Source organism: Micromonospora sp. KLBMP9576, from assembly GCF_050941805.1.
Lineage (GTDB): Bacteria > Actinomycetota > Actinomycetes > Mycobacteriales > Micromonosporaceae > Micromonospora.
The window spans coordinates 2,130,885-2,155,661 of the sequence record NZ_CP194567.1 but is presented as its reverse complement, the minus strand read 5'-3'; the positions used below and the strand labels follow the sequence as shown (position 1 = coordinate 2,155,661).

Annotated in this window: 18 protein-coding genes and 1 riboswitch; of the genes, 9 read left to right on the top strand and 9 right to left on the bottom strand. The window is 73.4% G+C overall.

The features are described 5' to 3' along the window. The first annotated feature begins 48 nt into the window (after positions 1-48). Positions 49-1,458 carry a hypothetical protein gene (locus tag ACQ452_RS09620; protein ID WP_433392384.1) on the top strand — a complete coding sequence of 470 codons (1,410 nt, stop codon included), beginning with the start codon at positions 49-51 and terminating at the stop codon, positions 1,456-1,458. 36 nt (positions 1,459-1,494) lie between these two features. On the opposite strand, the gene ACQ452_RS09615 is transcribed toward ACQ452_RS09620, so the two are convergent. After that, on the bottom strand, positions 1,495-3,306 hold the full coding sequence (locus tag ACQ452_RS09615) for a hypothetical protein (protein ID WP_433392382.1): 1,812 nt from the start codon (positions 3,304-3,306) through the stop codon (positions 1,495-1,497). Between the two features lie 112 nt (positions 3,307-3,418). Then, positions 3,419-5,020: a glycosyltransferase family 4 protein gene (locus ACQ452_RS09610; protein WP_433394069.1), complete on the bottom strand. Its 1,602-nt coding sequence runs from the start codon at positions 5,018-5,020 to the stop codon at positions 3,419-3,421. A gap of 180 nt (positions 5,021-5,200) precedes the next feature. On the opposite strand from ACQ452_RS09610, the gene ACQ452_RS09605 reads away from it, so the two are divergent. Then, positions 5,201-6,373 (top strand): acyltransferase, encoded by a 1,173-nt coding sequence (locus tag ACQ452_RS09605; protein ID WP_433392380.1) that lies wholly within the window; start codon positions 5,201-5,203, stop codon positions 6,371-6,373. 121 nt (positions 6,374-6,494) lie between these two features. Here the strand turns inward: ACQ452_RS09605 and ACQ452_RS09600 are convergent, their stop codons facing one another. The 4 genes from ACQ452_RS09600 to ACQ452_RS09585 all read right to left on the bottom strand — a co-directional run bounded on the left by ACQ452_RS09600 (position 6,495) and on the right by ACQ452_RS09585 (position 12,058). Then, entirely contained in the window at positions 6,495-9,059 is a 2,565-nt protein-coding gene (locus ACQ452_RS09600) for a glycosyltransferase (RefSeq protein ID WP_433392378.1), read from the bottom strand. 82 nt (positions 9,060-9,141) lie between these two features. Further along, on the bottom strand, positions 9,142-10,131 hold the full coding sequence (locus ACQ452_RS09595) for a Gfo/Idh/MocA family protein (RefSeq protein WP_433394067.1): 990 nt from the start codon (positions 10,129-10,131) through the stop codon (positions 9,142-9,144). 44 nt (positions 10,132-10,175) lie between these two features. Beyond that, positions 10,176-11,285: a DegT/DnrJ/EryC1/StrS family aminotransferase gene (locus ACQ452_RS09590; RefSeq protein WP_433392376.1), complete on the bottom strand. Its 1,110-nt coding sequence runs from the start codon at positions 11,283-11,285 to the stop codon at positions 10,176-10,178. Between the two features lie 92 nt (positions 11,286-11,377). After that, positions 11,378-12,058, bottom strand: coding sequence for a TetR/AcrR family transcriptional regulator (locus ACQ452_RS09585; RefSeq protein WP_433392374.1), 681 nt, complete (start codon positions 12,056-12,058; stop codon positions 11,378-11,380). A gap of 150 nt (positions 12,059-12,208) precedes the next feature. Between ACQ452_RS09585 and ACQ452_RS09580 the strand changes: the two genes are divergently transcribed. From ACQ452_RS09580 to ACQ452_RS09565, 4 genes are all read left to right on the top strand, one after another. Then, entirely contained in the window at positions 12,209-13,105 is an 897-nt protein-coding gene (locus tag ACQ452_RS09580) for an ABC transporter permease (RefSeq protein WP_433392372.1), read from the top strand. Continuing rightward, complete coding sequence (locus tag ACQ452_RS09575; protein WP_433392370.1) at positions 13,098-13,913, top strand: ABC transporter ATP-binding protein; 816 nt, start codon at positions 13,098-13,100, stop codon at positions 13,911-13,913. Before ACQ452_RS09580 ends, ACQ452_RS09575 begins: the two co-directional genes overlap by 8 nt. Positions 13,914-14,058: 145 nt before the next feature. Next, positions 14,059-15,561, top strand: coding sequence for a D-ribitol-5-phosphate cytidylyltransferase (locus ACQ452_RS09570; RefSeq protein ID WP_433392369.1), 1,503 nt, complete (start codon positions 14,059-14,061; stop codon positions 15,559-15,561). A 36-nt stretch (positions 15,562-15,597) separates the two neighbouring features. Continuing rightward, complete coding sequence (locus ACQ452_RS09565) at positions 15,598-17,307, top strand: CDP-glycerol glycerophosphotransferase family protein (protein ID WP_433392367.1); 1,710 nt, start codon at positions 15,598-15,600, stop codon at positions 17,305-17,307. A 34-nt stretch (positions 17,308-17,341) separates the two neighbouring features. Here ACQ452_RS09565 and ACQ452_RS09560 read toward each other — a convergent pair whose 3' ends face one another. The 3 genes from ACQ452_RS09560 to ACQ452_RS09550 all read right to left on the bottom strand — a co-directional run bounded on the left by ACQ452_RS09560 (position 17,342) and on the right by ACQ452_RS09550 (position 20,961). Then, a complete protein-coding gene (locus tag ACQ452_RS09560) occupies positions 17,342-18,079 on the bottom strand; it encodes an alpha/beta fold hydrolase (RefSeq protein WP_433392365.1) in 738 nt (245 codons plus the stop codon). A 106-nt stretch (positions 18,080-18,185) separates the two neighbouring features. Next, a complete protein-coding gene (locus ACQ452_RS09555; RefSeq protein WP_433392363.1) occupies positions 18,186-19,031 on the bottom strand; it encodes a C39 family peptidase in 846 nt (281 codons plus the stop codon). Positions 19,032-19,263: 232 nt separating this feature from the next. Further along, positions 19,264-19,403, bottom strand: a riboswitch (cyclic di-AMP (ydaO/yuaA leader). 328 nt (positions 19,404-19,731) lie between these two features. After that, on the bottom strand, positions 19,732-20,961 hold the full coding sequence (locus ACQ452_RS09550) for an acyltransferase family protein (protein WP_433392362.1): 1,230 nt from the start codon (positions 20,959-20,961) through the stop codon (positions 19,732-19,734). Positions 20,962-21,272: 311 nt separating this feature from the next. Here ACQ452_RS09550 and ACQ452_RS09545 point away from each other — a divergent pair, with 311 nt between their 5' ends. From ACQ452_RS09545 to ACQ452_RS09535, 3 genes are all read left to right on the top strand, one after another. Further along, the gene (locus ACQ452_RS09545) at positions 21,273-22,598 is read left to right on the top strand and encodes a polysaccharide pyruvyl transferase family protein (protein ID WP_433392360.1); all 1,326 of its coding nucleotides are present in this window, start codon (positions 21,273-21,275) and stop codon (positions 22,596-22,598) included. A gap of 55 nt (positions 22,599-22,653) precedes the next feature. Next, positions 22,654-23,292 (top strand): alpha-ketoglutarate-dependent dioxygenase AlkB, encoded by a 639-nt coding sequence (locus tag ACQ452_RS09540; protein ID WP_433392358.1) that lies wholly within the window; start codon positions 22,654-22,656, stop codon positions 23,290-23,292. 119 nt (positions 23,293-23,411) lie between these two features. Further along, positions 23,412-24,740: a uracil-xanthine permease family protein gene (locus ACQ452_RS09535; protein WP_433392356.1), complete on the top strand. Its 1,329-nt coding sequence runs from the start codon at positions 23,412-23,414 to the stop codon at positions 24,738-24,740. The last annotated feature ends 37 nt before the right edge of the window (positions 24,741-24,777 follow it).

Below are 24,777 nucleotides of genomic sequence, written 5' to 3'. Positions count from 1 at the left end.
GCGCGAGGAGACTGCCAGCGGGACACCTGCACTCGGAAACAGGGCGGAATGTTGCGCAACCAAACCTACGACGGCGGGCGGTCCACCGCTCCGGCCGCCCGCCGGGCCCGCGTCCGACTGGTGCTCGGCCTGCTCGCCGCCGCCGCGCTCGGCAGCCTGCTGTGGTGGGGCCGCTGGGAGACCGCGCCCCGACACGCCTACCCGGACACCTACTGGTACGCCCGGCAGGCCGTCACCATGACCGGCACCCCACCGGCCGAGGCGGACCGGTTCGCCGCGCGGCTGGTCTGCCGTCAGGGCATGCCGAGCCCGCGTCCGGGCGTCTCCTGCGTCACCGCCACCCGCGGGTGGGCGGCCGACATGCCCCCGCGATACCAGCGGATCTTCACCACCCGGCCGGGCTACTCGCTGACCCTGGCGCCGTTCGTGCTGGCCTTCGGGGAGCGCGGGATGGTGCTGGCGACCGCCGCGCTCGCCGTGCTGGCCGGCGTGTTGGCGGCCCTGGCGGTCCGGCTGCTCGGCGGCGGCCTGCTCAGTTCGCTCACGGCCACCACGCTGCTCTTCCTGCTGCCCACCGGTTTCTGGCTGAGCCGGCTGCTGGCGGAGGCCGGCGCGACGGCGTTCGCGCTGGCCGCGTTGTGCGCCGCCGTGCCCCTGCTGCGGCCGGGCGGCACGACCCGCGGCCGGCTGCTCCTCGGCGGCACGGTGCTGGCGGGACTGCTCGCCTCCACCGTCACCCGGCCGGCCACCGGCCTGCTGCTGTCGGGCGCGCTGACGGCGGCGATCGGCGTGCTGACCCTCGCCCGCCGCCGCCGGGCCGGCTGGGAGCCGGGGCTGGTCGTGCTCACCGCCGCCTGCGGGGTCGCCACGGCGCTCTGGCTCGGCCTCAGCGCCGCGCTGGACATCCCCGGCGCGGCGGAGACCCTCCAGGACAAGTTCACCGTGCACTTCACCCGGCCGGACGTGCCCGACCCGTGGCCTCGCCTGGTGGAGCTGAACCGGGAGTTCTGGCCGGCCCAGCTCAACGGCTGGTGGAACGGGGGCGCGCCGCTGGCCGCCTCGCCGCTGCTGGCCCTGCTGCTGATCGGTTTCGCCGCCCTGTTCCGGGCCCTGCCCGGTCGGGCCGCGCTGCTCTTCGCGGCCGCCGGAGCGACGGGACTGCTCACGCTGGTAGCCCACCCGAAGCAGTCCGAGGCCGACCGGCTGGTCCTGGTCATCTGGCTGCCGGTGGTCATCGGCCTCGCCATGTTGCTGCGGGGAACGACCCGAGCCGACCCGGCGCCCGGGGCCCCCGGAGCACCGGACCGGGTGGGCGCGGCGTCGTGGGCCGGCGAGCCGGCGGACCGGGCGAGCGGGACCGATCATCCCGGTGCGCGCACGCCACCGGCGCATCCGCGGGGCACCGCGCCCGACCCGTGCTCCGACCCCACGGTCGGCGCACGCCGGCCCCCGGCGTAGGAGGGCGGGGGCGGGCGGGTCACAACACCCGGGCCGTCACCGGGTCAGCGGACGAACGTCCCAGAGCCAGACGTCATCGACGCGCCGGCCCGGACCGAAGCAGGCGTCCAGCACGGTGCGCAGCGCTTCGGCGCGGGGGTGCCGCGGCAGCGCCACGGCGTCCGCCCGCCAGTGCCGGACGTCCGACTCCGCCTGCGCGCGTTCGGCGGCGGTGACGGTGACCGGCGCGGGACGCCGGCCCGCCGCCACCTCCGTCAGCAGGACGGCGGTGGGCCGGGGATCCACCCCCCACCGGCCGGTGTCGTCGGTGGCCGAGACCGGCCCGAGGAAGTAGCCCTGCGGCACGGCGAAGCCGGCACCCGCGGCGGCGCCCCAACGCACCGAGGTCATGTTCTCCACCGGCACCGGCACCAACGTCCGGCCGGGCGCGACGTGGTCCCGCCACCCGCCGGCGGTGACGAACCGGGGCACCTCCGGCCGTCCCACGGCCGGCAACGGGGTCGGCAGCAGCGGCACCAGGGCGACGACCAGCGCCACCGCCACCAACGGCCGGACGGGAACGACGCCCGCCCGCGCCGGGACCCGGCCGGAGAGCAGCCGGTCCGCCAGCACGGCGACGAGCACGCCGAGGGCGGCCGTGGTGATCAGCGCGAACCGGGCCACCACCATCGCGTCGACCACCGGCAGGCCGTTCAACAGGCGGAACGGGCCGGGAACCCCGGCACCCCGGACCGCCCAGTTGATCGTGTTGCCCAGCGAGAAGAGCGCGGCCAGCAGCGCCGTGAACCCCAGCACCCGGACCAGGTGCTCCCGGCGCAGCCAGGCCACCGCGGCGACGGCCACCAGCACCAGCGGCCAGCCGTAGAAGCTGGCCTCCTCGGTGACGTTGGCGGCCAGTCGGCGGTCGCCCTGCGGGCCGCCGCCGAGCGACTCGGTCGCGTAGCTGAAGTAGGAGGCGAGCCGCAGCGCGTACTTGTCCGGGTCGGTGGGGTGCCCGCTGCGGTGCTGCGGGCCGAGGAACTGCATCCAGAGCGGGTACGCCGTCACCAGCAGGGTCACCGCGCCGGCCACGCCCAGCACGGCCAGCGCCCGGCCAGCCACGGCCAGCGCCGCCCGGGGCTGGAACAGCACGTGCCCCAGCAGCGCCATCACGCAGGCCAGGGCGAGGATGAAGAGGATCTCGACGCTGACGAAGAACTGCGCGGAGAGCAGCCCGCCGAGAATGAGCCCGTCCCGCAGCGGGCGCCCGCCCCGGGTCAGGCGGGCCACCCGCCACACGATGAGCGGGACCAGCCACTGCGCGGTCATGTGCGGGTGACCGTTGCTGTGCGAGACCAGGGCCGGCGCGAAGGCGCAGAAGGCGGCGCCGACCAGTGCCGCCGCGCGGTTGCCGACCACGTGCCGGGAGAGCACCCAGTACCAGGCGAGGCCCGTGCCGGCCAGGTTGAGGGTGATCAGCACCAGGTAGGACAGCGAGGCACCGCCGAGCAGGGTGACGGGCGCGAGCAGGACGCCGGGGAGCTGGATGCCCACGTTGGTCATCAGGTTCACGCCGTCCGGCGCGTTCTGCAACCTCGTGAAGAAGGGGTTCTCCAGGTTGGCCACCGCGTGCGCGGCGTGGGCCAGCATCCACTCGTTGAAGTCCTGGTCGGCCGGCTGCGCACCGAGCACCCGACCACGCACGTCGCGCCAGCCCCGGGCCGTCACCCACAGCGCGCCGGCGAGCAGGACGAACACGGCGACGAGGTCCGGGCGGCGCCCGCGGGACTCCCGGGGCGGATCGCCCTGCGCGCGCCCCTCGGCGGCGTCGGTGGACAGGTCACTCGCCCGGGGTTGCGCTGCGGTCACGGTGCCCGATCCTACTCATGGCGACAGGCTCCACAGTGCCCCCGCTCCGAGAGCGGACGCCGCGCACCCCGAGCGGACGCCGCCCGCGCCGGGACCGTCGCCGGCCCGTCGGTCAGACCGTGACCTGCCCGGGCGAGTCGGGGGCGGACCCGGCGGCCGGGCCGTACGCCGGGGCGGATCCGGCGGCCGGGCCGGGCGTCGGGGCGGGCGGGTGGTCGGGCAGCAGGCGGGAGTAGACGCCGTCGAGCACCCGCGCCTGCGCCTCCCACGTCCACGACTCCAACAACCCCGGCCGCTCGTACACCTGCCGATAACGCCCCGGATCCGCCAACACCAACCGCACCACCCGCACGAAATCCGCCACATCCTCCGCCCGGAAGACCTCACCCTGCCCCGTCGACCGCACCGCCTCCGCCATCGTCCGCACATCACTGACCACCAACGGCAACCGCGCATGCGAATACTCAAAGAACTTCGTAATCAACGCGATCTCATGATTCGGCCAATGATGAATCGGAATGACCCCCACCTGAGCCCCCGACAAGAACGGCACCACCTGATGATGCGGCACGTACGACAACACGTGCACCCGCTCCGCGACCCCCAACTCCCCCGCCCGCACCACCAGAGACCTCACGTAGGGGGCGGCCGGCCGGGGCACCACGAGTGCCACGTGCGCGCCGGGCAGTTCGGGCAGCGCCTCGACCATGGTGCCGAGGCCCCGCTGCTCCGCGGCGGCGCCGCTGTAGACCAGCAGCGGCACGTCCGGCCCGATTCCGCAGAGCCGGCGGATGTCCGGTACCCCGTCGCCGCCACCCGCCGCGTCCCCGCTGCTCGGCGCGTTCAGCACGACGGTGGGCTGCGCCGGCAGGTGGTGCCGCTCGCGCAGCAGGTCGGCCAGCCCGTCGGAGACGGTGAGCACCGCGTCCGCGTACGGGGCGTACTCCCGCTCGTGCGCCACGTTGGCCGGCAGCCACCGGGGGCTGTCGTTCCAGCGCCGGATGCCGGGCAGGAACTCGTGGGCGTCCCAGACCAGCGCGACGCGTCGCCCCCGGGCGGCGGCCCGCAGCTTGGCCCGGGCACCCACTCCGAGCATCCGGAAGTCGTTGGCGTGGATCAGATCCGGGCGCAGCTTGTCGAGCACCGGCCCGTAGGCCAGCTCGAAGTCCCACAGGGCCGGGTCCAGGCGCCGCCAGGCGCGGTCGCCGGCCACCGTCTGCCAGAACCGCGTGTAGAGACGGTCCACCGGGGTGGCCAGGCCCTTGCGTACCTCCTGGGCCTGGCTGAGCTGGCGCCGACGCAGCGACACCCAGCGGCGGGACACCTTCGTCGCCAGCAGCTCGCCCCGCAGCAGTTGCAGGCTCAGGGCCGTGCCGGCGGAGGAACGCCCCGTCTCGCGGGTGTGGCTCAGGGCGCCGATGCGCGCCTCCAGGTCGGCGCGGCGGGCCCGCACCTCCTGCTCGCGGCGGGCGGCGATCCCGGTGGGCGGGTACGCCAACGGGCCGCGCACCCAGTGCCGGCGGAACTCGTGCGGCGCCCGGGCGAGCGACGTCGTCATCGGCAACAACCGGACCTCGGCCCCACCGAGCTGCCACGTCTGCACGCGGCCGGTCGCGGAGCGGCCCAGCAGGACCACGTCCCAGCCGGCCTCGGCGGCAGAGGCGGCGCTCTTCTGCACCCGCGAGTCGCCCTCGACGCCGTTGTCCACGAGCATGACCACCCGCCCCCGGGTGGCGGATGCGGCAGGTCCGGTGGCGCCGTCGGTCATGATGCTCCTCGTCGGTACGGGTGGTCGGGCCCCGGCGAGTGTACGGCAGCCACCGCCGCGCGAACGCCACGCTCGGGTGGGTGCGGCAGCCGGTGGCGGGGCCGCCGAGGGCACTAGCATGGTCCGGTGACCGCCTCCCCTCCTGTCAATGTCGTGCCGAGCAGCGGGGCCGGCCCCGCACCGCAGTCGGCCCCGCACCGACCGGACGCGGCCGTCCCGGCCGACCAGCCGGGCCGGGCCGGCGGGCCACCCGCCCGGGAGTACGGGCTGGACGCGCTCCGGGTCGTGGCGATCTGCGGCGTGGTGGCGATCCACGTCTTCGGCGTCGTCGTCGGCCAGGACGACCTGCGCGGCAATCTCGGCTGGTGGGTCGCGACCGCGATCGACATCGGCGCGATCTGGACCGTGCCCGCGTTCATCATGATCAGCGGGGCGTTCACGCTCGATCCCCGGGCGCACCGGGCCGGACCGGCCGCGTTCTACCGCAAGCGGTTCGCCCGGATCCTCCCCGCGATGATCTTCTGGCACGTGCTGTACGTGGTCGTGGTGCGGATGGCGATGCGGGGCGAGGACGTCAGCCTCACCCTGCTCACCCGGCTGCTGATCGACGGCAAGGTCTTCACCGCGCTGTACTTCCTCTGGCTGATCGCCGGGCTCTACGTCCTCGCGCCGGTCCTCGCGCCGTTCCTGCACGCCGGCGGGCGGTACCGTGCGCTGGTCACCGCCGGGGTGGCGCTGGGCTGGACCATGGTCGCTTACATGATCCCGGGCATCGCCCTGATGCTGGGCGACTCCCGGCCGAACATCCTGACCAGCTGGAACCGGTGGTGGCCGTACGTCGGCTTCTTCATCGCCGGCTGGGCCCTGCGCAAGGTGGTGCTCAACCGGCTCTGGACGGTGCTCGCCCTGCTCGGCGCCGGCCTGCTGCTGGCCGAGGCGATCTGGCAGTTCGGGGTGGCGCCCGAGCACCGCCTGCTCCAGGTCACCTTCCCGGTGATGGCAACCGGCACGCTGGTCGCCGCGGCCACCCTGCTGATCTTCATGGCCTCGGTGAGCATCGGGTCCCGGGTCACCTGGCGGCCCGCGGTGGCCCGCCTGGTGACCCGCCTCTCCGACGCCTCGTTCGGGGTGTTCCTGATCCACCTGCTGGTCTTCGAGGTGTTCCGGCAGCTCATCCCGGCGGTCGAGGCCGGCCGGTCGCTGGAGGTCATCGGGCTGACCTACCCGGCCGTGCTGGTGATCTCCTTCGCCGTCTCCATGGTGGCGGCCCGGATCCCGTACGTGCGGGCGGTCTTCTGAGCGACGGCGACGACGGCCCGGACGATCGGAATCGTCCGGGCCGTCGTCTGTCCGGCGTCGCCGCGACGACCGACGGCCGCCTCCCGCGGGTGGCGGGGGCGGCCGTCGCGGCGCTGTCGTCCTAGCGGAGGAACGAGGTCAGCTGACGCGCCGTCCACGTGCCGTCGTGGTAGGTGCGGGCGTACTCGGCGGAGGCGAGGCCGATCTTGGCGGTCGCCTCCCGGTCGTCGAGCAGTGACTCGACGACCGTGGTGAGGTTGTTCGGGGTCGCGTTGACGATCGGCAGGTCGCCGCCGACGGTCTTCGTGACCTGGTCGCTCAGGTAGGCCACCACCGGCTTGCCGGCGGCCATCGCCTCCACGGCGAAGGTGCCGAAGCTGCCAGTGGTGAACTGGTCGAGCACCAGGTCGCAGTCGCGGACCAGCTCGCGCATCTCCGCCCAGGCGACCCCCTCGGCCAGCCGAAGCTCGATGACGCCCCGGTCGTGCAGGGCCTGCATGGCGGGCAGGATCCGGTCGGTGCCCTTGGTCCACCGCTTCGAGGGCGCGTGCAGCACCAACGGGCGGGGGCGTTGCAGCACGGGCCGGTCGCAGGCCCAGGCGTCGACGTCCACCACCAGCGGGGCCCACGTCGCCCAGGGCAGATCCTCGAGCAGGTCCGGCGTGGTGACGAAGGCCGGCAGCCCGGACTCCTCGGCCACCCGACGGTTGCGCTCGGCCTTCTTACGCAGCTTCGCCGCGATGCCGTCGGGGGCGTCCCGGAACAGGGAGAACTCGTGCCGCTGCTGGTGCCGGTCCGGGTGCCGGATCTCGCTGCCGTGCGCCAACAGCGCGACCTTGATCCCGGCCTTGCGCAACGCCGGCAGGTCGCCCTCGATGTTGTCGCCGTTGAGCTGACCGAACAGCGGCATGAACGCGTCCACCAGCACGTGGGTGTACTGGCTGAGCACCCGGTTGAGCTGCTCCAGCTGGAAGTCCAGCTCCGGCTGGCGCAGCGAGTCGAGGTAGACGTCCGCCGGGTAGTCGAACGAACCCGGCAGCTTGTTCATCACCACCTGCGCCGACACGTCGGCGTTGTCCCGGCAGATGGCCCTGGCGAAGGCGGCGCCCTGGCCGGCGTAGTTGGCCGGACCGAGTCCGAGGCGGATCGGCGTGTCACCGAGCTCCCGCCAGCCACCCAGGGGCCGCGCCTCGGCGACCGTCGCCGACGGTGCCGCGACCGGGCGTTCCTGCACCGTCCACGGCACCTCGCGCGGGCCGGCCGGCGCGACGCCGGAGAGATCCCGGTAGAGCTGGAGCAGCTTGGTGCTCTGCCGCTCCCAGGACAGGTCGTCGAGGATCGGCTCGCTGATGTGCGCGGCCAGTTCGGCCCGGCGGGCGGTGGCCCGCCGCACCGCGTCCGCGAAGCCCGCCACGTCGCCCGAGGTGAAGGTCTCCCCGATGTCGTGCCCCTCGACGTACGCCCGGACCACCTGCACGTCGCTCGTGACCAGGGGAAGGCCGGCGTGCAGGTACTCGGAGACCTTCGTCGGCAGGGACAGCTCGCAGTTCGGGGTCCGCTGGAACGGGATCAGACCGAGGTCGGCGGAGCTGAGGTAGTCGGCGACCTCGTACGGGGCGACGTAGGGGACCACGTGCACCCGGTTGCGCGTGCCGGTCGCCTCGGCACGGGCGAGCAGGTCCTCCAGCAGTGGGGTCATCCGGCCACTGACCAACGCGAGGTGGTGCTCCGGGAGCTGCGGCAACGCCGCGATGACGGTGTCCAGCCCGCGTTCCTTGCCGATCCAGCCCGCGTACACCATCAGGGGCACGCCCTCGGCGACGCCGGCGCGCTCGCGCACGGAGGCGGTCACGGCGCCACTGCGGATGCCCTCGCGCACCGGCGAGTTGCCCACCACCATCGGGGTCTTCGGCAGCCCGTACTCGGTCTGCAGCTTCTCCGCGATCTGCTCGGAGACGGTGACCACCGCGTCGGCCCGGCCGATAAACTCCCGCTCGGCGGCGCGCACCCCACTGGCCTGCTGCGGCTTGGGCCAGGCCACGCCCTGCACGTACTCGTGGGCGTCGTAGAGCCAGACGCAGCCGCGCCCGCGCGCCCGCAACCGCGCGGCGCTCATCGCCGCCGTCGGGATGGTGTTGATGTCGTTGGCGTGGATGACGTCCGGTTCCAGCTCCTCCAGCACCGGCCCGAACGCCAGGTCGATGTCGACGAGCGTCGGCCAGTCGGTCCGCCAGTCGCCGGTCGGCTGGAGCGGCTGGGTGCTGTGGAACTGTTCCCAGCCCCAGGCCCGCAGCCGGAACTGGTGGACCGCCTCGTGCGCCCGCAGCCAGGCGCGCGGCGGCGGGTTGCGCTTCGCCGTCTGCGACCGCAGCCAGGCCTGGTGCGAGGCCCGGTAGCGGGCCAGGGCGGACTTGTCCGGGATGCCGAACTGCGTCAACGTCCGGCGGACCCGGTGCTCCCGGGCGGGCCGGCGGGACAGGGTCTGCGGCACCGGCACCCGGATGACCTGGATCGGCCCCATGGCCGACCGCTCCAGCTCGCCCTTCTTGCGGCTGCTACGGCCCACCAGGATCACGTCCCACCCGTCGCGGGCGGCGGCGATGGCGGTCTTCTGTACGCGGGAGTCGCCGGTGATGCCGTTGGCGACCAGTACGACGAGCCGCGGCGCTCGGCGGGACGTTGACATTCGCTGTCCTTACCTGGAGGAGGGCTGGCGGTCGAGGGTGCCCGACCGCGGCCCGCCGGAGGCGGGCCGCGGTCGCCGATGCTCAGCGAGTGGGGACGGCGTCCCCCGCCGGGGACGCGGTGCCCGTACCCACGCTGATCGTGCTGCCGTCGGTCGCGGACCGCAGGACGGCGCCGGCCACCTCGACCGTACGCAGACCCTGGCGCAGGGTCACGATGTCGCTCTCCTTGCCCTCGACCGCGTCGCGGAAGCGTTCGTGCTCGACCAGCAGCGGCTCCCGCTTCGGGATCGCGTAGCGCACCATGTCGCCCTCGGCGACGCCCCGGAACGCGCGCAGCGCCTCCCACTCGGTGTCGATGGCGCCGTTGGCGTAGAAGGTGAGGTCGGCGGTGAGGGTGTCGGCGACGAAGCAGCCCCGGTCGCCGGTGATCACCGTGGAGCGTTCCTTGAGCGGGCTCAGCCAGTTGACCAGGTGGTTGACCATGGTGCCGTCGGCGAGCTGCCCCACCACGGCGACCATGTCCTCGTGCAGCCGGCCGCTGCGGGAGACCGTCCGGGCCGACACCGAGGTGTATTCCTGGCCGGTCACCCAGCTGGTCAGGTCGATGTCGTGGGTGGCCAGGTCCATCACCACGCCGACATCGGCGATGCGGTGCGGGAAGGGACCTTGCCGCCGGGTGACGACCTGGTAGACCTCGCCCAGCTCGCCGGCCTCCAGCCGGGTGCGCAGGTTCTGCAGGGCGGGGTTGTACCGCTCGATGTGCCCCACCCCGGCCACCAGGCCGGCGGCCTCGAACGCCTCCACGAGCCGGACCGCCGCGTCCACGCTCTGCGCGAGGGGCTTCTCGATCAGGGCGCCGACGCCGTTGGCGGCCAACTCCAGGCCGACCTGCTCGTGCAGGGCGGTCGGGCAGGCCACCACGGCGTAGTCGACGCCGAGGGCCAGCAGGTCGCCGAGTTCGGGCACGACCGGTGCGCGCAGCGTGCCCGTGGTGTCGCCCGCCGGGTCCACGATGCCGACCAGCTCGACGCCGTCCAGGTTGGCCAGGACGCGGGCGTGGTTGCGGCCCATCGCGCCGAGGCCGATCAGGCCGGCGCGCAGCTTGCGCCCGGCGCTCACCGGGCACCGCCGGCCAGGTTCGCGCCCTCGGCGATGCGCTCCAGCTCGGCCTCGGTCAGCGAGGGGTGCACCGGCAGGGAGACGACCTCGGCGGCGGCGCGCTCGGTCTCCGGCAGGTCCCAGGGGCCGGGCTTGCCGTCCGCCGTGAGGTAGGGCTTGAGCCGGTGGATCGGGGTCGGGTAGTAGACCGCGTTGCCGATGCCCAGCTCGGTCAGGCGCTGCTGGGCGGCGTCCCGGTTGCCCTGCACCCGCACCGTGTACTGGTGGTAGACGTGCCGGGCGGCGTCGGCGACCGGGGGCGTGACCACGCCGGTGATCTTCGAGTCGAGGAACTTGGCGTTGGCCCGGCGCTGCTCGGTCCACTCGCCGAGCTGGCCGAGCTGCACCCGGCCGATGGCGGCGGCGACGTCGGTCATCCGCATGTTCGCGCCGACGATCTCGTTCGCGTACCGCTGCTCCATGCCCTGGTTGCGCAGCAGCCGCAGGGTGCGGGCCAGCTCGGCGTCGCCGGTGCTGACCATGCCGCCCTCCAGGGCGTGCATGTTCTTGGTGGGGTAGAAGCTGAAGCAGCCGGCGGTGCCGAAGGCGCCGACCGGGGTGCCGTGCAGCGCGGCGCCGTGCGCCTGGGCGGCGTCCTCGACGACGGCCAGGCCGTGCCGCTCGGCGATCGCCATGATCTTGTCCATCGCGGCCGGGTGGCCGTAGAGGTGGACCGGCATGATCGCCACGGTGCGCGGGGTGACGGCGGCGGCGACCGCCTCGGGGTCGAGGCAGAAGCTGGCCGCCTCGATGTCCACGAAGACCGGCTCGGCGCCGACCAGCCGGACGGCGTTCGCGCTGGCCGCGAAGGAGAACGACGGCACGATGACCTCGTCACCCGGGCCGAAGCCGAGGGCCATGAGGGTGAGTTGCAGCGCGGAGGTGCCCGAGTTGACGGCGACGCAGTGCCGCCCGGCCACCAGCGCCCCGAACTCCTCCTCGAAGGCCGCGACCTCGGGACCCTGCACCACCCGGCCGCTGCGCAGCACCCGGACGGCCGCCTCGATCTCGGCGTCGCCGATGATCGGCCGCGCTGGGGGAATGAACTCTGGGTGCGGCCCAGCCATGGGGCATCCTCCTGTGTCAGATGGTGCTCGGGGTGGGTTCGGGCTGCGATACTAGCCCGCGGCCAATTGGGCCGGATTGAGGAGCGCCACGTTCACGCGCCTACCCGCCGGGGTGCGGAAGCGGTCAGGGATCTGGTTTCCCACACCGCTGGCTCGTCGAGGGACGGACCGGTACATGCTACCCGCAGGGCTGCGACGATCGCGGCGGCCATGCGGGTGATCTCCGGCGTGTCAAGTGGTGTCCGGGAAATGGCCAGCCGCCAGTAGACCGGCCCGACGATCAGATCGGCCGCGCCGCGCCGGTCGGCTTCCGCCGGCAGTTCGCCCCGCTCGACCGCCCGGCCGATGACGAGTTCGCCGATCCGGTCCTGATAGCCGCTCAGCGTCCGCTGGAGGGTCTCGGCGATCTGCGGGTTGCGGGCCGCCTCGGCGAGCAGGTCCGGAATGATCTGCGAGGCGAGGGGATGACGGAGCGCCTTGACGGCGACGAGAAGCAGCAGCTCCACGTCGGCGTGCAGGCTCCCCGCGTCCACCACGGGCAGTTTGCGACCGGCGACGGCGGAGACCATGTCCAGCACCAGTTCGAGCTTGGAGCGCCACCGGCGGTAGATTGCCGTCTTGCTGACGCCGGCCCGACGGGCCACCGCCTCGATGGACAGCCGCCCGTAGCCGACCTCCGCCAGCTCCTGCGTGACCGCGCGGCGGATGGCCGTGGTGATGTCGTCGCGGAGCACCGCCGCACCGGCCGGCACCCGCCTCTTGTCGGTCTTCACGTGCAACAATGTAGCGCAGCGACGGTACGGTTGCGTCCCGACGTGTTTTCCACTACGGTTCGCCCGGCGACAAGGCGGCGCTCCGCTCCGGCCATGCTCCCCGTCGTCACGCGCATCCCGTTGGCACGAAAGAGATCGGAGCGCCTAACCATGGCCAACACCACGGTGGCCGACCCGGATGCCGGGCTCACCGGGGCCCAGCTCGCGCAGCGGTACGGGCTCCGGTTCGCCGGTGAGCGTCCGGCCCTCGGCGAATACGCCGGGCAGCTCTGGCACTACCGGCACTTCATCGCCGCGTACGCCAACGCCAAGCTGGTCGCCTCGTTCAGCAACGCCCGGCTCGGGCAGCTGTGGCAGGTACTCACCCCGCTGACCAACGCGGCGGTCTACTACCTGATCTTCGGCGTGGTGCTGGCGCAGAACCGGACCCCGAACTTCATCGCCTACCTCTGCACCGGTCTGTTCATCTTCAACTTCACCCAGACCGCGGTGCAGAACGGCACCCAGTCGATCACCGGCAACCTGGGCCTGATCCGGGCGCTGCACTTCCCCCGGGCCTGCCTGCCACTGGCCGTGACGATCACCCAGTTCCAGCAGCTCCTCGGCTCGATGGCGGTGCTCCTCGTCATCGTGCTGGTGACCGGCGAGCCGATCACCCTGGCCTGGCTGATGCTGCCGCCGGCGATCCTGCTCCAGACGGTCTTCAACGCCGGGCTCACGATGGCGATGGCCCGGATGGGCTCGAAACTCGCGGACCTCAAGCAGGTCATGCCCTTCGTCATGCGCACCTGGATGTACGGCTCCGGGGTGCTCTACAGCGTGACCCTCTTCGAGGAGCAGCTGCCGTCCTGGGCCTCCGGTCTGGTCGAGCTCAACCCGGCGTTGGTCTACATCGAGCTGGCCCGGATCTCGCTGCTGGAGAACACGCCGGTGCTCAGTTCCTCCCTGCTCCAGCTCTGGGTGACGGCGCTGGGTTGGGCGATCGTGATGGGCGTCGGGGGTTTCATCTACTTCTGGCGGGGCGAACAGGAGTACGGCCGTGGTTGAGCAGTTCGAGTCCTCCAACGACGTGACGGTGACGCTGCCCAGGGTGCGCGAGCGCATCCCCACCGTGGTGGTGGACGACGCACACGTCATCTACCGGGTGCACAAGGGCGCGGGCGGGGGCGGTGGCCCGGTCGGCGCGCTCAAGCGGATCATGAGCCGCACCTCGGCGCCGAACATCCGGGAGGTGCACGCGGTCAAGGGGGTCAGCTTCACCGCGTACCGGGGCGAGGCCATCGGGCTGATCGGCAGCAACGGCTCCGGCAAGTCGACCATGCTGCGCGCCATCGCCGGGCTCCTGCCGGTCAACCGTGGCGCGGTCTACACCCAGGGCCAGCCGTCGCTGCTCGGGGTCAACGCGGCCCTGCTCAACGACCTCTCCGGCGAGCGCAACGTCGTGCTGGGCTGCCTCGCCATGGGCATGTCGCCCGCCGAGGTGCAGCGGCGGACCCAGGAGATCATCGACTTCTCGGGGATCAACGACCGGGGCGACTTCGCCTCGCTGCCGATGCGCACCTACTCCTCCGGCATGGGCGCCCGGCTGCGCTTCTCCATCTCCTCGGCGAAGAACCACGACGTGCTGCTCATCGACGAGGCCCTCGCCACCGGCGACAAGATCTTCCGTAAGCGCAGCGAACGGCGGGTGCGGGAGCTGCGGGAGGGCGCCGGCACCGTGTTCCTCGTCAGCCACCAGCTCTCCTCGGTCCGCGACACCTGCGAGCGGACGATCTGGCTGGAGTCGGGCGTCCTGCGCATGGACGGCCCGACCGACGAGGTCATCCGGGAATACGAGGCGTTCACCGGCAAGTAGCGCGCCGGCGCACGTACGGCATCCGCCCGGTGCCGGCCGACCGCGTCGCCCCGTGGGGGCGGCGCGGTCCGCGCGTTAAGGTTCATCCGGTCGCCACGGCGGGCGGGACCCTCTGTTCACGCACCCTGAGAGTGAGGCTTCGGCAATGACGCAGGACCACACCGCTGGCCCGGACGCCGCACCGGAGACCCCGGCACCATGGCGCCCCTCGCGCACGGTGGCGGTGGTGCTGGCCGGCGGCACCGGGACCCGGCTGGGCCTCGGCATCCCGAAGCAGCTACTGAAGATCGCCGGTAAGCCGATCATCGAGCACACGCTGGCGGTCTTCGAGACGGCGCCCGAGATCGACGAGATCATCGTGCTGATGGCCACCGGCCACGTCGCCGACGCCCAGCAGATCGTCGACCGGGCCGGCTTCCGCAAGGTCGCCAAGGTGATCGAGGGCGGGGACACCCGCAACGCCACCACCCGCATCGCGCTCGACGCCGTCGGCGAGGGCGACAGCAACATCCTCTTCCACGACGCCGTGCGACCCCTGGTCAGCGGCCGGATCGTGCGGGAGTGCGTGAACGCGCTCTGGACGTACGCCGCGGTCGACGTCGCCATCCCGTCGGCCGACACCATCGTCCAGGTCGACGAGGACGACTGCATCACCGACATCCCGGTGCGCTCCCGGCTGCGCCGGGGCCAGACCCCGCAGGCCTTCCGCTCGGGCACCATCCGCGAGGCCTACCGGCTCGCCGAGGGCGACCCGCACTTCGCCGCCACCGACGACTGCGGCGTGGTGCTGCGCTACCTGCCCGGCACGCCGATCAAGGTCATCGACGGCTCCGACGAGAACATCAAGGTCACCCACCCGGTCGACGTGCACCTGGCGGACAAGCTCTTCCAGCTCGCCGCCGCGCAGGCCCCCCGGGTGACCGACGAGCGCAGCTACACCGAGGAGCTGACCGGCCGGACCATCGTGATCTTCGGCGGCAGCTACGGCATCGGGCACGACCTGGCCGAGCTGGCCCGCCGCTACGGCGCGCAGGTCTTCCCGTTCAGCCGCTCCAGCACCGGCACCCACGTCGAACGCGCCGAGGACGTCGAGGCGGCGCTGAAGACCGCCTTCGAGGCCACCGGCCGCATCGACCACGTGGTGGTCACCGCCGGCATCCTGGAGAAGGGCGCCCTCGCCGAGATGGACCAGGAGACCATGGACCGGGTGCTCCAGGTCAACTTCGTGGGTCCGGTCATCGTGGCCCGCCAGTCGCTGCCCTACCTCCAGCAGACCAAGGGCCAGCTGCTGCTCTACACCTCCAGCTCCTACACCCGGGGCCGGGCCCGCTACGCGCTCTACTCGTCCACCAAGGCGGCCCTGGTCAACCTCACCCAGGCGCTCTCCGACGAGTGGGCGGAGTTCGGCGTACGGGTCAACTGCGTCAACCCGGAGCGGACCGCGACGCCGATGCGCACCAAGGCGTTCGGCGAGGAACCGGAGCACACCCTGCTCGCCGCGGAGACCGTCGCCCAGGCCTCGCTGGACGTGCTGATCTCGGAGCTGACCGGTCAGGTCATCGACGTGCGCCGCGCGCCCGGCGAGGTGCCGGCCCAGCCGGGACCGTCGCGGGCCGAGCGGATCGCCAGCCCCGCCGACGCCGGCTGACGCGGGTGTCGGGTTACGGCGGGAGACGGAGCCGACATGCGTGGTGACCTGGTTCGGAAGTTGCTCGCCCGCGCGCTGGCCACCGGCCTGGCCGTGCTGGCGTTCCTCGTCGTCGCGCTGACCGGCGCGACCGGCTGGGGGCTGGGGCTGGCCGTGGCCGCGCTCGCGGCGGCGGGTTGGGAACGACGGGTGCGCCCGGGTGCCGACAGCGCGGCGGAGACCGCCCTGGTCGCGGCGGCGGTCCTGGTCGGGTACGCCCGGCGCCTCGACGCCGGGTTCGACCCCGCGCTGGCCGCGACCGCGCTCGTCCTGCTGGGGCTGGTGCTGCTGGTCGGTCCGCTGCGCGACGCCGGCGGGCTGGAGGTGCGGGCCGCGAACCTTCCGGTGCGATCCTGGACGCCGCTGGTCACCGCCGCCCTCGGTGACGCGCTGTCGGTGCTGCTCGCCGTGCTGGCGCTGGCGGCCGTCGCGGGTCTGCCGGCCGGTGTCGCGCTGGCGGCCGTCGCCGTGGTGGCCGCCGGGGCCGCGGCGGTCGGGCTGGACCTGGCCCGGCGCCGGTTCCGGCCGGGCGCCGGCGGCTCGGCGGTGTCCCGTGCCCTGCGCCGGCACCAGCCCGAGTTCCTCCTGCACTTCTCCGCGCCCCCCGGCTCCGAATACCAGGTCACCATGTGGCTGCCGTACCTGGAGCGCATCGGCCGACCGTTCGTGGTGGTGCTGCGCGAGCCGGAGTTCCTGCCCACGGTGGCGGCGGCCACCAGCGCGCCGGTGGTCTACTGCCCGACCACCAGGGCCCTGGACGAGGCGCTGGTGCCGAGCCTGCGGGCGGCGTTCTACGTCAACCACGGCGCGAAGAACAGCCACTGCATCCGCTTCACCCAGCTCACCCACGTCCAACTGCACCACGGCGACAGCGACAAGGCCCCCAGCGCCAACCCCGTCTCGGCGATCTTCGACCGGATCTTCGTCGCCGGCCAGGCCGCCGTCGACCGGTACGCCCGCGCCGGGGTGGACATCCCGGCGGAGAAGTTCGTCGTCGTCGGCCGCCCCCAGGTCGAGTCGATCGAGGTACGCCCCGAGCCGGCGCACGGCCGGCGCAACCCGACCGTGCTCTACACGCCGACCTGGACCGGGCACAACGCGGACGCCGACTACTGCTCCCTGCCGGTGGCCGAGACGCTGCTACGCCGGCTGCTCGACCGGGGCGCGACGGTGATCCTGCGGGCCCACCCGTACACCTCGCAGAATCCGGCCTCGGCCCGGCGGCTGGGCCGGTTGACCGAGCTGCTCGCCGCGGACCGGGCCCGCAGCGGCCGGCAGCACGTCTTCGGTGCCGCCGCCAGCCGTGGGCTGACCCTGACCGAGTGCGTGAACCGCTCGGACGCGCTGGTCTCGGACGTCTCCGGGGTGGTGTCCGACTACCTCTACTCCGGCAAGCCGTACGCGCTGACGGACATGGTCGACTCCGGCGACCGGTTCCCCGAGCAGTTCCCGCTCGCGGGGTCGGGCTACGTGCTGCGCCGGGACATGTCGAACGTCGACGAGGTGCTGACCGCGCTGCTGGACACCGATCCGCTGGCCTCGGCGCGCTGGGCCACCCGCAGCCGCTACCTGGGTGACTTCCCCGCCGAGGCGTACGCCGAGGCGTTCCTGGACGCCGCGCGGCGCGAGCTCGACGCCGGTCGGGCGGTGCCCGCGTCCCGGGCGCCCGGTGGGCCGGGCCCCGTCGCCCTCTCCCCCACGCCCTGAGCCGGGCGCACCGGGCCCGTCCGGTCGCCCGAGTTCAGCGCCCGACGAGGCCCAGGACGGCCTGCGGGTCCTCGACGTGGGCGTTGTGTCCCAGGCCGGGCAGGGTGGCGACCGGCACGCCCAGCCCGTGCAGCTGCGCGTCGGTGACCATGGGGTCGTGTTCGCCGCGGGCCAGCAGCACCGGCACGTCGGTCGCCGCCAGCAGGGCGGGGAGGTCCGGTTCGCCCACGCCGAACGCGGCCGGGTCCATCGCCAGCCGCCAGCGGTCGCCGACCTGACGCAGCCCGGCCAGCACGGCGGGATGGTCCGGGGCGAGGAGCCCGGTCAGGCCGGCCACCCGCAGGTAGCGGCGGCCCGCCTCGTCCCGGCTGTCGAACCAGGTCACCGGCCGGGCGGCCAGGTCGGCCGCCTTCGCCAGCTCCGCCGGCGACCAGACGGCCTTGATCCCGATCCCGACGACGGCGTCGACCGGCAGCCCGCCGCCGCGGGCGGCCAGCGCCAGCCCGACGACACCGCCGAGGGAGTGCCCCAGCACGACGAGCCGGTCGCCCGCCTCGAGCCCCGCGGCGATCCGCGCGGCAAGCGCCGGGAACGAGTACCGCGGCAGCGGTGGGGAGCAGCCGTGACCGGCGAGGTCCGGTGCGAGCCAGCGCCCCGCCCACCGGCGCTCGAGCAGCGGCGCCCAGGGCAGCCACACGTCGCCGGTGGCACCCATGCCGTGCAGCAGCAGGAGCACCCGCCGACCGTCCCGGTCACCCGACTCGTCGGCCATGGGCGCAGTGTGCCACCGCGGGCCGGCCGGGGCGAGGGCCGTGACCCGGACACGACAGCGGGCGCCGGCCCCCGGGTGGGGGGCCGACGCCCGGCGGTGTCGTCGCTCAGGCGGAGTAGCCGCGGGTCGCGGCCCAGTTCGCCAGCGCGATGGTGCTGACCCAGTACGACGCGGCCGCCGGGTCCGCCGAGTCGGCGATCTTCACGGTCCGCCCCTCGTCCCGGTAGCCCACCACGGCAACGTAGTGGCCGCCGGGGAACGAGTGCCAGCCGCCGGCGGTGTCCGTGACGCTGCCGGCGACGTTCACCACGACGCCCCGCCCGGCGGAGATGGCCGCGACCACGTCGGCCTGGAGCCGGTCCATCTGGGCGGGGGTGGCGGCGCCGCCCGGGATCATCCGGGTCCGGTAGGGCTCGCCCTTCACGGTCGCGTTCAGCACCCGGGTGGTGTCCTGCGCGGAGTCGGTGCCCATCTCGTCGGTGCCGAGGCCGGCGCCGAGGGCGTCCTGGCTGCGCGCGATCCCGGCGGCGCTGAGCGCGTGCCGCACGGCCGCCGGACCACAGTTGTAGTACGTGGTCTGGGCCTGGTAGTCGTAGTCGAGGGTCTTCGACGCCGGGGCCTTGGCCGGCTCGGGCTCGCGGGTCGGGTCCGGGGTCGGGGTCGCGCTGGTGGCGCTGGCCGACGGGGTCGCGCTGGCGGTGGACGGGGCGGCGGTGGACGGGGCGGTCTCGACCCGGGCCTGACCGCGCGAGGCGACGGTGTCGTCGCGCAACTCGGCCGCGGCCACCGGGGCCTGCGCGGCGGCGGGGGCCTCGTCGGCTCCGGTCAGCAGCGCGCCGGTGCCCGACGCGAGCACCAACGCCACGGCGGACGCGGCGGCCAGCTGGTACGGACGCTCGGACGCGAGACGACGTAGCTGTCGCTTCAGGGGTTGCTTCACGATTTCCTCCACGGGCTCGGCGGGGGTGAGCGGCTGCCGGTCCGCGCCGAGGGCAGGGCGGACCGACCGCGCGGACGGGTGTCCGGGCGGGTGGTGGACCACTCAGGGAACGCGCCCGGGATGCCGGGCGCGTGACGGTGACCGGTGGGTCAGCTCGTCGCCCGGGGGCGGACGAGCGTGGGCACCGCGGCGCCGTGGAGACGGCGGGACGGCCGAGGGGCGGGTGGGTGCTGCACGAGGGTGGAACTCCTTCCGGCACCGCCGACCGGGTTAGCTGACGGATTCGGGCGGGAAGAGCGCCCTACCACGGGCCTGCGGCCCACGGATTCACCCCACAAGCACTGGGTCCCCGGTTCGTCTTGCACGATTAGGCGGGTCGGCGCGGCGTCACCTCCTGGTGAACGGGTACCGCACCGGACGCGCCGACATTACTGGCCGCCCGGCATCCCCGCCAACCCTCTCCCACCTGGTTAAACCTTGATCGGGAGACATTTTTTGCGGGCACTTCGCCACTGACGCGACTCAATGGGACGACCGTTTCGGGAACCCCTGTCGGGCGACAACGGGACGAGCGGCGGACTTCCGTGCCGAAATCCCGGTGGGAATCGACCGGGGCCGCCCCCGATGACCGTTTCGACCCCCGGGTGACCGGTGTCACGCAACCGGTCGGCGGTTTCCGGCCGCCGACGGCGCCCGGCCGACGTGCGGGGCCTCAGCGCGAGTCGACGTACGCCGACTCGGGGTCGGTGCGCGACCCGGCGGGCCGGGGACGCGGCGTCGCTTCGCCGCGCCGCCCCGCCGTCGCGCGGGTGCCGGGCCCCGCCCCGGGGCCCCCGCCGCCCGGCGGCGCGGGCCGGGCCGGGCGGCGCGGGCCGAGCAGCCGCATCATCGGCGTCTCGACGAAACGGTGCAACAGCCCGGCCAGGATCAGGTTGACCACCAGGAACCCGAGCACCACCAGCAGGCCCCACCAGCCGGGAAAGCCGACGCCCCAGTCGCCGGTGAGCCGCAGCACGCTGATCATCACCAGGACGTGCACCAGGTAGAAGGCGAAGGAGACCTCGCCGAGCCAGATCATCGGCCGGGACCGCCACGGCGAGCGCCGGCCCCGCACGTCCGCGTCCGCCGCCGCCGTGATGATCAGGATGTACGCCACCGAGAGCAGCGCCGCCCACAACTCGGCGCGGACCCACTGCGCGGCGACCACCCAGGTCGCCACGAAGAGCAGGCTGGCCACCGGCAGGCCCGGGCCCCGCCACCGGCCACGGCGCATCAGCTCGGCGGCGGCCACGCCCATCCAGAACTCCAGCGACCGCACGGGCGGGAAGATCTGGGTGAACCACCAGCGGCTCTCCTCCGGCACCAGGGCCTGGGCCGGCCAGAGCGCCAGGATCAGCAGCGGCACCGCGATCACCACGGCCCACAGCGCCCACGGCCGGACCCGGCGGATCAGCGGCAGCGCCAACGGCAGGCACAGATAGAAGAAGAGTTCGCAGGAGAGCGACCAGCTCACCGTGTTGACGCTGTAGAAGTGGCCACCCCGGGGATCCCAGGCCTGCAGGAGGAACAGGTTCTCCAGCGCGACGAACCGGTCCACCGGGTCGGCGAACCAGGCCGCGACCGCCAGGGCCGCCACCCAGAGCACCACGTGGTTCGGCCAGATCTTGGCCACCCGGCGACGCCAGAACGCCCGCCGGGTGTCGCCCGGGCGGGCCGACCAGACCAGCACGAAGCCGCTGAGGATGAAGAAGAACTGCACGCCGGAGAGGCCCAGGGTGAAGACCCAGTTCACCACCGCCTCGTGGCGGGGTTCGGCGATGATGCCCATCGTCCCGGCGTGGAAGCCGAAAACGAGCAGGGCCGCGACCCAGCGCAGCCCGGTCAGCGACGGCAGCCGGCTCGCCGGGGACGCGGGGCGGGCGGCCGGCGCGACGTCCGTCATGCCGGTGTCCCGACGATCGGCAGGGTCACCAGCAGCACGTACGTCTCCTCCTCGGCCGGCCTCGCCGGGCGCCCGAGGGTGCCCCGTGGCGGCCCGCCGGTCGGCGCCGCCCGCCGGGCACCCTACCCGCCGGGCCTGAAGCCCCGTTCCGTCCCGTCCGCGAGTGTCCGTTGTGCCCCATCCGGCGAGCACCGTCTCCCCCGGTGGGTCCGACCCGTTCGTCCCCCTTGCGGGGACCGCGCGGGAGTTTTCCGGTCCGTCCGAAGGCTGGCTAGTATTCCGGGAACCGAGGTGACGAGAGGCGGGCACGGATGCACCAGCGGATCCTCATGCGGGCGAAGAAGGGCCCGTTCGACGTCTACTCGCCCGAGGAGACGTACGAGCGGAACTGGATCGGCGAGAACAACGGCAACCTCGTCTTCAGCCACGCCGCCCACAAGCTCCTACGCACCGCCACCGCCGACATCACCGCCACCGAGTTCCGGGTCGACCCACGCGACGCCGACATGATCAACGAGCGGTACGACGTCTACGTGGTGCCGCTCGCCAACGCCTTCCGGCGCAGCTACGCCCACCGCGTCGCGACCATGACGAAGCTCATCGAGCAGCTCAAGATCCCGGTGGTGGTGCTCGGGGTGGGCGTGCAGACCGACGTCCACGGCAACCGGGACTACCTGCGCCCGATCGACGACGTGGTGACCGGGTTCGTGCGGGCCGTGCTCGACCGCTCGCACAGCATCGGCGTCCGTGGCGAGATCACCCGCGACTACCTGCGCGCCCTGGGCTTCTCCGCCGTCGACGTGATCGGCTGCCCGTCGATGTTCCTGCACGGCGACAGCCTGCGGGTGGAGAAGCGGAAGGCGGCGCTGGCCCCGGACGACCGGCTCGCGCTCACCGTCTCGCCGTACGTCGCGTCGATGGCGGAGATCATCGCCCGGCACCACGCCCGGTACCCGAACCTGCGCTACCTGCCGCAGGATCTCAAGACGCTCGGCACGCTGCTCTACGGCGACCGCCCCGGCGACCGGGGCAAGTCCAGCAAGATCCCGATCCACACCTCGCACCCGCTGTTCACCGAGGACAAGGTGCGGATGTTCGTCGACCCCTGGACCTGGATGGACTACCTCTCCGGCTTCGAGTTCGCGTTCGGCACCCGGATCCACGGCACCATCACCGCACTGGTCTCCGGCACGCCCGGCTACCTCTTCGCGCACGACTCGCGCACCCTCGAACTGGCCCGGTACTTCGACATCCCGCACCGGGTGATGAAGGAGGTGCCCGCCGACATCGACGCCGCGCAACTCTACGAGGAGGCGGACTACACGGCGCTCAACGACGGGCACAAGTCACGCTACGAGACCATGCTGGCCTTCCTCACCAAGCACGACCTCGGCAACGCCTTCGCCGACGGCGACAGCGCGGCCCGGTTCGACGCGCAGGTGCGGGCCACCACCTTCCCGCCCGCCGTGCGCCCGGCCGGCTCGGCCGACCCCGAGACCCTGCTGGAGCGGATCCAGTGGCTGCACGACCGCAACGCCGAGCTGCGCAAGGAGACCGACACCCTGCGCGAGCAGTCCCTGAAGGCCCGGGTCAAGCAGGCGCTCGGCGGCCGGGTACGCCGGGTCCTGAAGCGCTGAGGACGCCGCCGGCACCCCCGTACACCTGTGCCAAAAGCGGCGGTACGCTGGGCGGATGACCGGGGCCGCCGCCTACCAGCCGTCGATGCTCGACGTCACCACCGCCGCGCCGTCGCTCGGCCCGCTGGCCGGCCGGCTGCGCCGGCATCCGCTGCGCCACGGCGCCTGGGTCGACCACCTCCCCGGCTGGGTCACCGGCTCCGACGAGGTCTTCGACGTCCTGCTCCGGGACGTGCCCTGGCGGGCCGAACGCCGCACGATGTACGACGCCCGGGTCGACGTGCCCCGGCTGCTCTGCTGGTACGCCGGGCACCGCCCGCTGCCGCATCCGCTGCTCACCGAGGCGCGGGAGGCCCTCACCCGGCACTACGCCCCCGAGCTCGGCGAGCCCTTCGTCACCGCCGGCATGTGCCTCTACCGCACCGGCCGGGACAGCGTCGCCTGGCACGGCGACACCCAGGGCCGCTCCGCGCACACCGACACCCTGGTCGCCATCGTCTCGTTCGGCTCGCCCCGCCCGCTGCTGCTGCGGCCCCGCGGCGGCGGCGACAGCCTGCGCTTCCCGCTCGGGCACGGCGACCTCGTGGTGATGGGCGGCTCCTGCCAGCGCACGTGGGAGCACGCCGTGCCCAAGACCACCCGGGGCGTCGGACCCCGCGTCAGCGTCCAGTTCCGCCCCGCCGGCGTGGCCTGACAGCGGGCACCGTCACATCCGGCCGGCCCACCGACCGGGCCGTGCCGCGCCTCTGCTAGAAACGACTCCTGGGTCTCACCTGCGCCCCCGTCACCTCTTGACGATGCGAAGGGCGTGCCATGACCCAGTCCCCCACCGAGGCTCGCTCCCGATGGTCCGCGTGGTCCGTCCACGGCGACGGCCGGTCCGTCAGCCCCGGCGACGTGGTCCACCCCGGCGAACGTCTGTCCTGGCCGCGCACCCTCGGCATCGGCGTGCAGCACGTCGTGGCGATGTTCGGTGCCACCTTCACGGTGCCGCTGATCACCGGTTTCCCGCCGGCCACCACGCTCTTCTTCTCCGGGCTCGGCACGCTGCTGTTCCTGCTGATCACCGGCAACCGGCTGCCCTCGTACCTCGGCTCGTCGTTCGCCTTCATCGCGCCGGTGCTGGCCGCCAAGGCCGGCGGGGACATCGGCCCGGCGCTCGGCGGCATCGTCGTCGCCGGCGTGGCGCTGGCCGCCGTCGGGCTGATCGTCCAGCTCGCCGGGTCCCGCTGGATCGACGCGCTGATGCCGCCCGTGGTCACCGGGGCGATCGTCGCGCTGATCGGCCTCAACCTGGCCCCCGTCGCGTGGGACGGCGACGGCAGCGGCACCGGCGTCAAGGCCCAACCGTTGATCGCGGTGGTGACCCTGGCCGCGATCCTGCTCGCCACGGTGGCCTTCCGCGGCTTCCTGGCCCGGCTGTCCATCCTGCTGGGGGTGGTGGTCGGCTGGCTCCTCGCCGCCGCCCTCGGCGACCTGGACCCCAAGGCGGTCGAGGGGCTGCGCGACGCCGCCTGGATCGGCCTGCCCGAGTTCCACGCGCCGAGCTTCAGCCTGCGCGCGGTCGTGCTGGTGATCCCGGTGATCCTGGTGCTGGTCGCCGAGAACGCCGGGCACGTCAAGGCGGTCGCCGCGATGACCGGCCGCAACATGGACCGGGACATGGGCCGGGCGTTCATGGGCGACGGGCTGGCCACGATCCTCGCCGGGTCCGGCGGCGGGTCCGGCACCACCACCTACGCGGAGAACATCGGCGTGATGGCGGCGACCAGGGTCTATTCCACCGCCGCGTACTGGGTGGCCGGCCTGACGGCGGTCCTGCTCGGGCTCAGCCCGAAGTTCGGCGCGCTGATCCTCACCGTGCCGGCCGGCGTGCTCGGCGGCGCCACCACAGCCCTCTACGGTTTGATCGCCATCCTCGGCGCCCGGATCTGGATCGAGAGCCGGGTCGACTTCCACGACCCGGTGAACCTGATGACCGCCGCCGTCGCGGTGATCGTCGGCGCGGCCAACTACACCCTCACCGCCGACGACCTGTCGTTCAACGGCATCGCCCTGGGCACCGCCGCCGCCCTCGCCATCTACCACGGCATGCGCCTGGTGGCCCGCCTGCGCGGCACCACCCACACCCCCGCGCCGTGACACCCGGGGGCGACGGGGCCGGCTCACGCACGCCGGC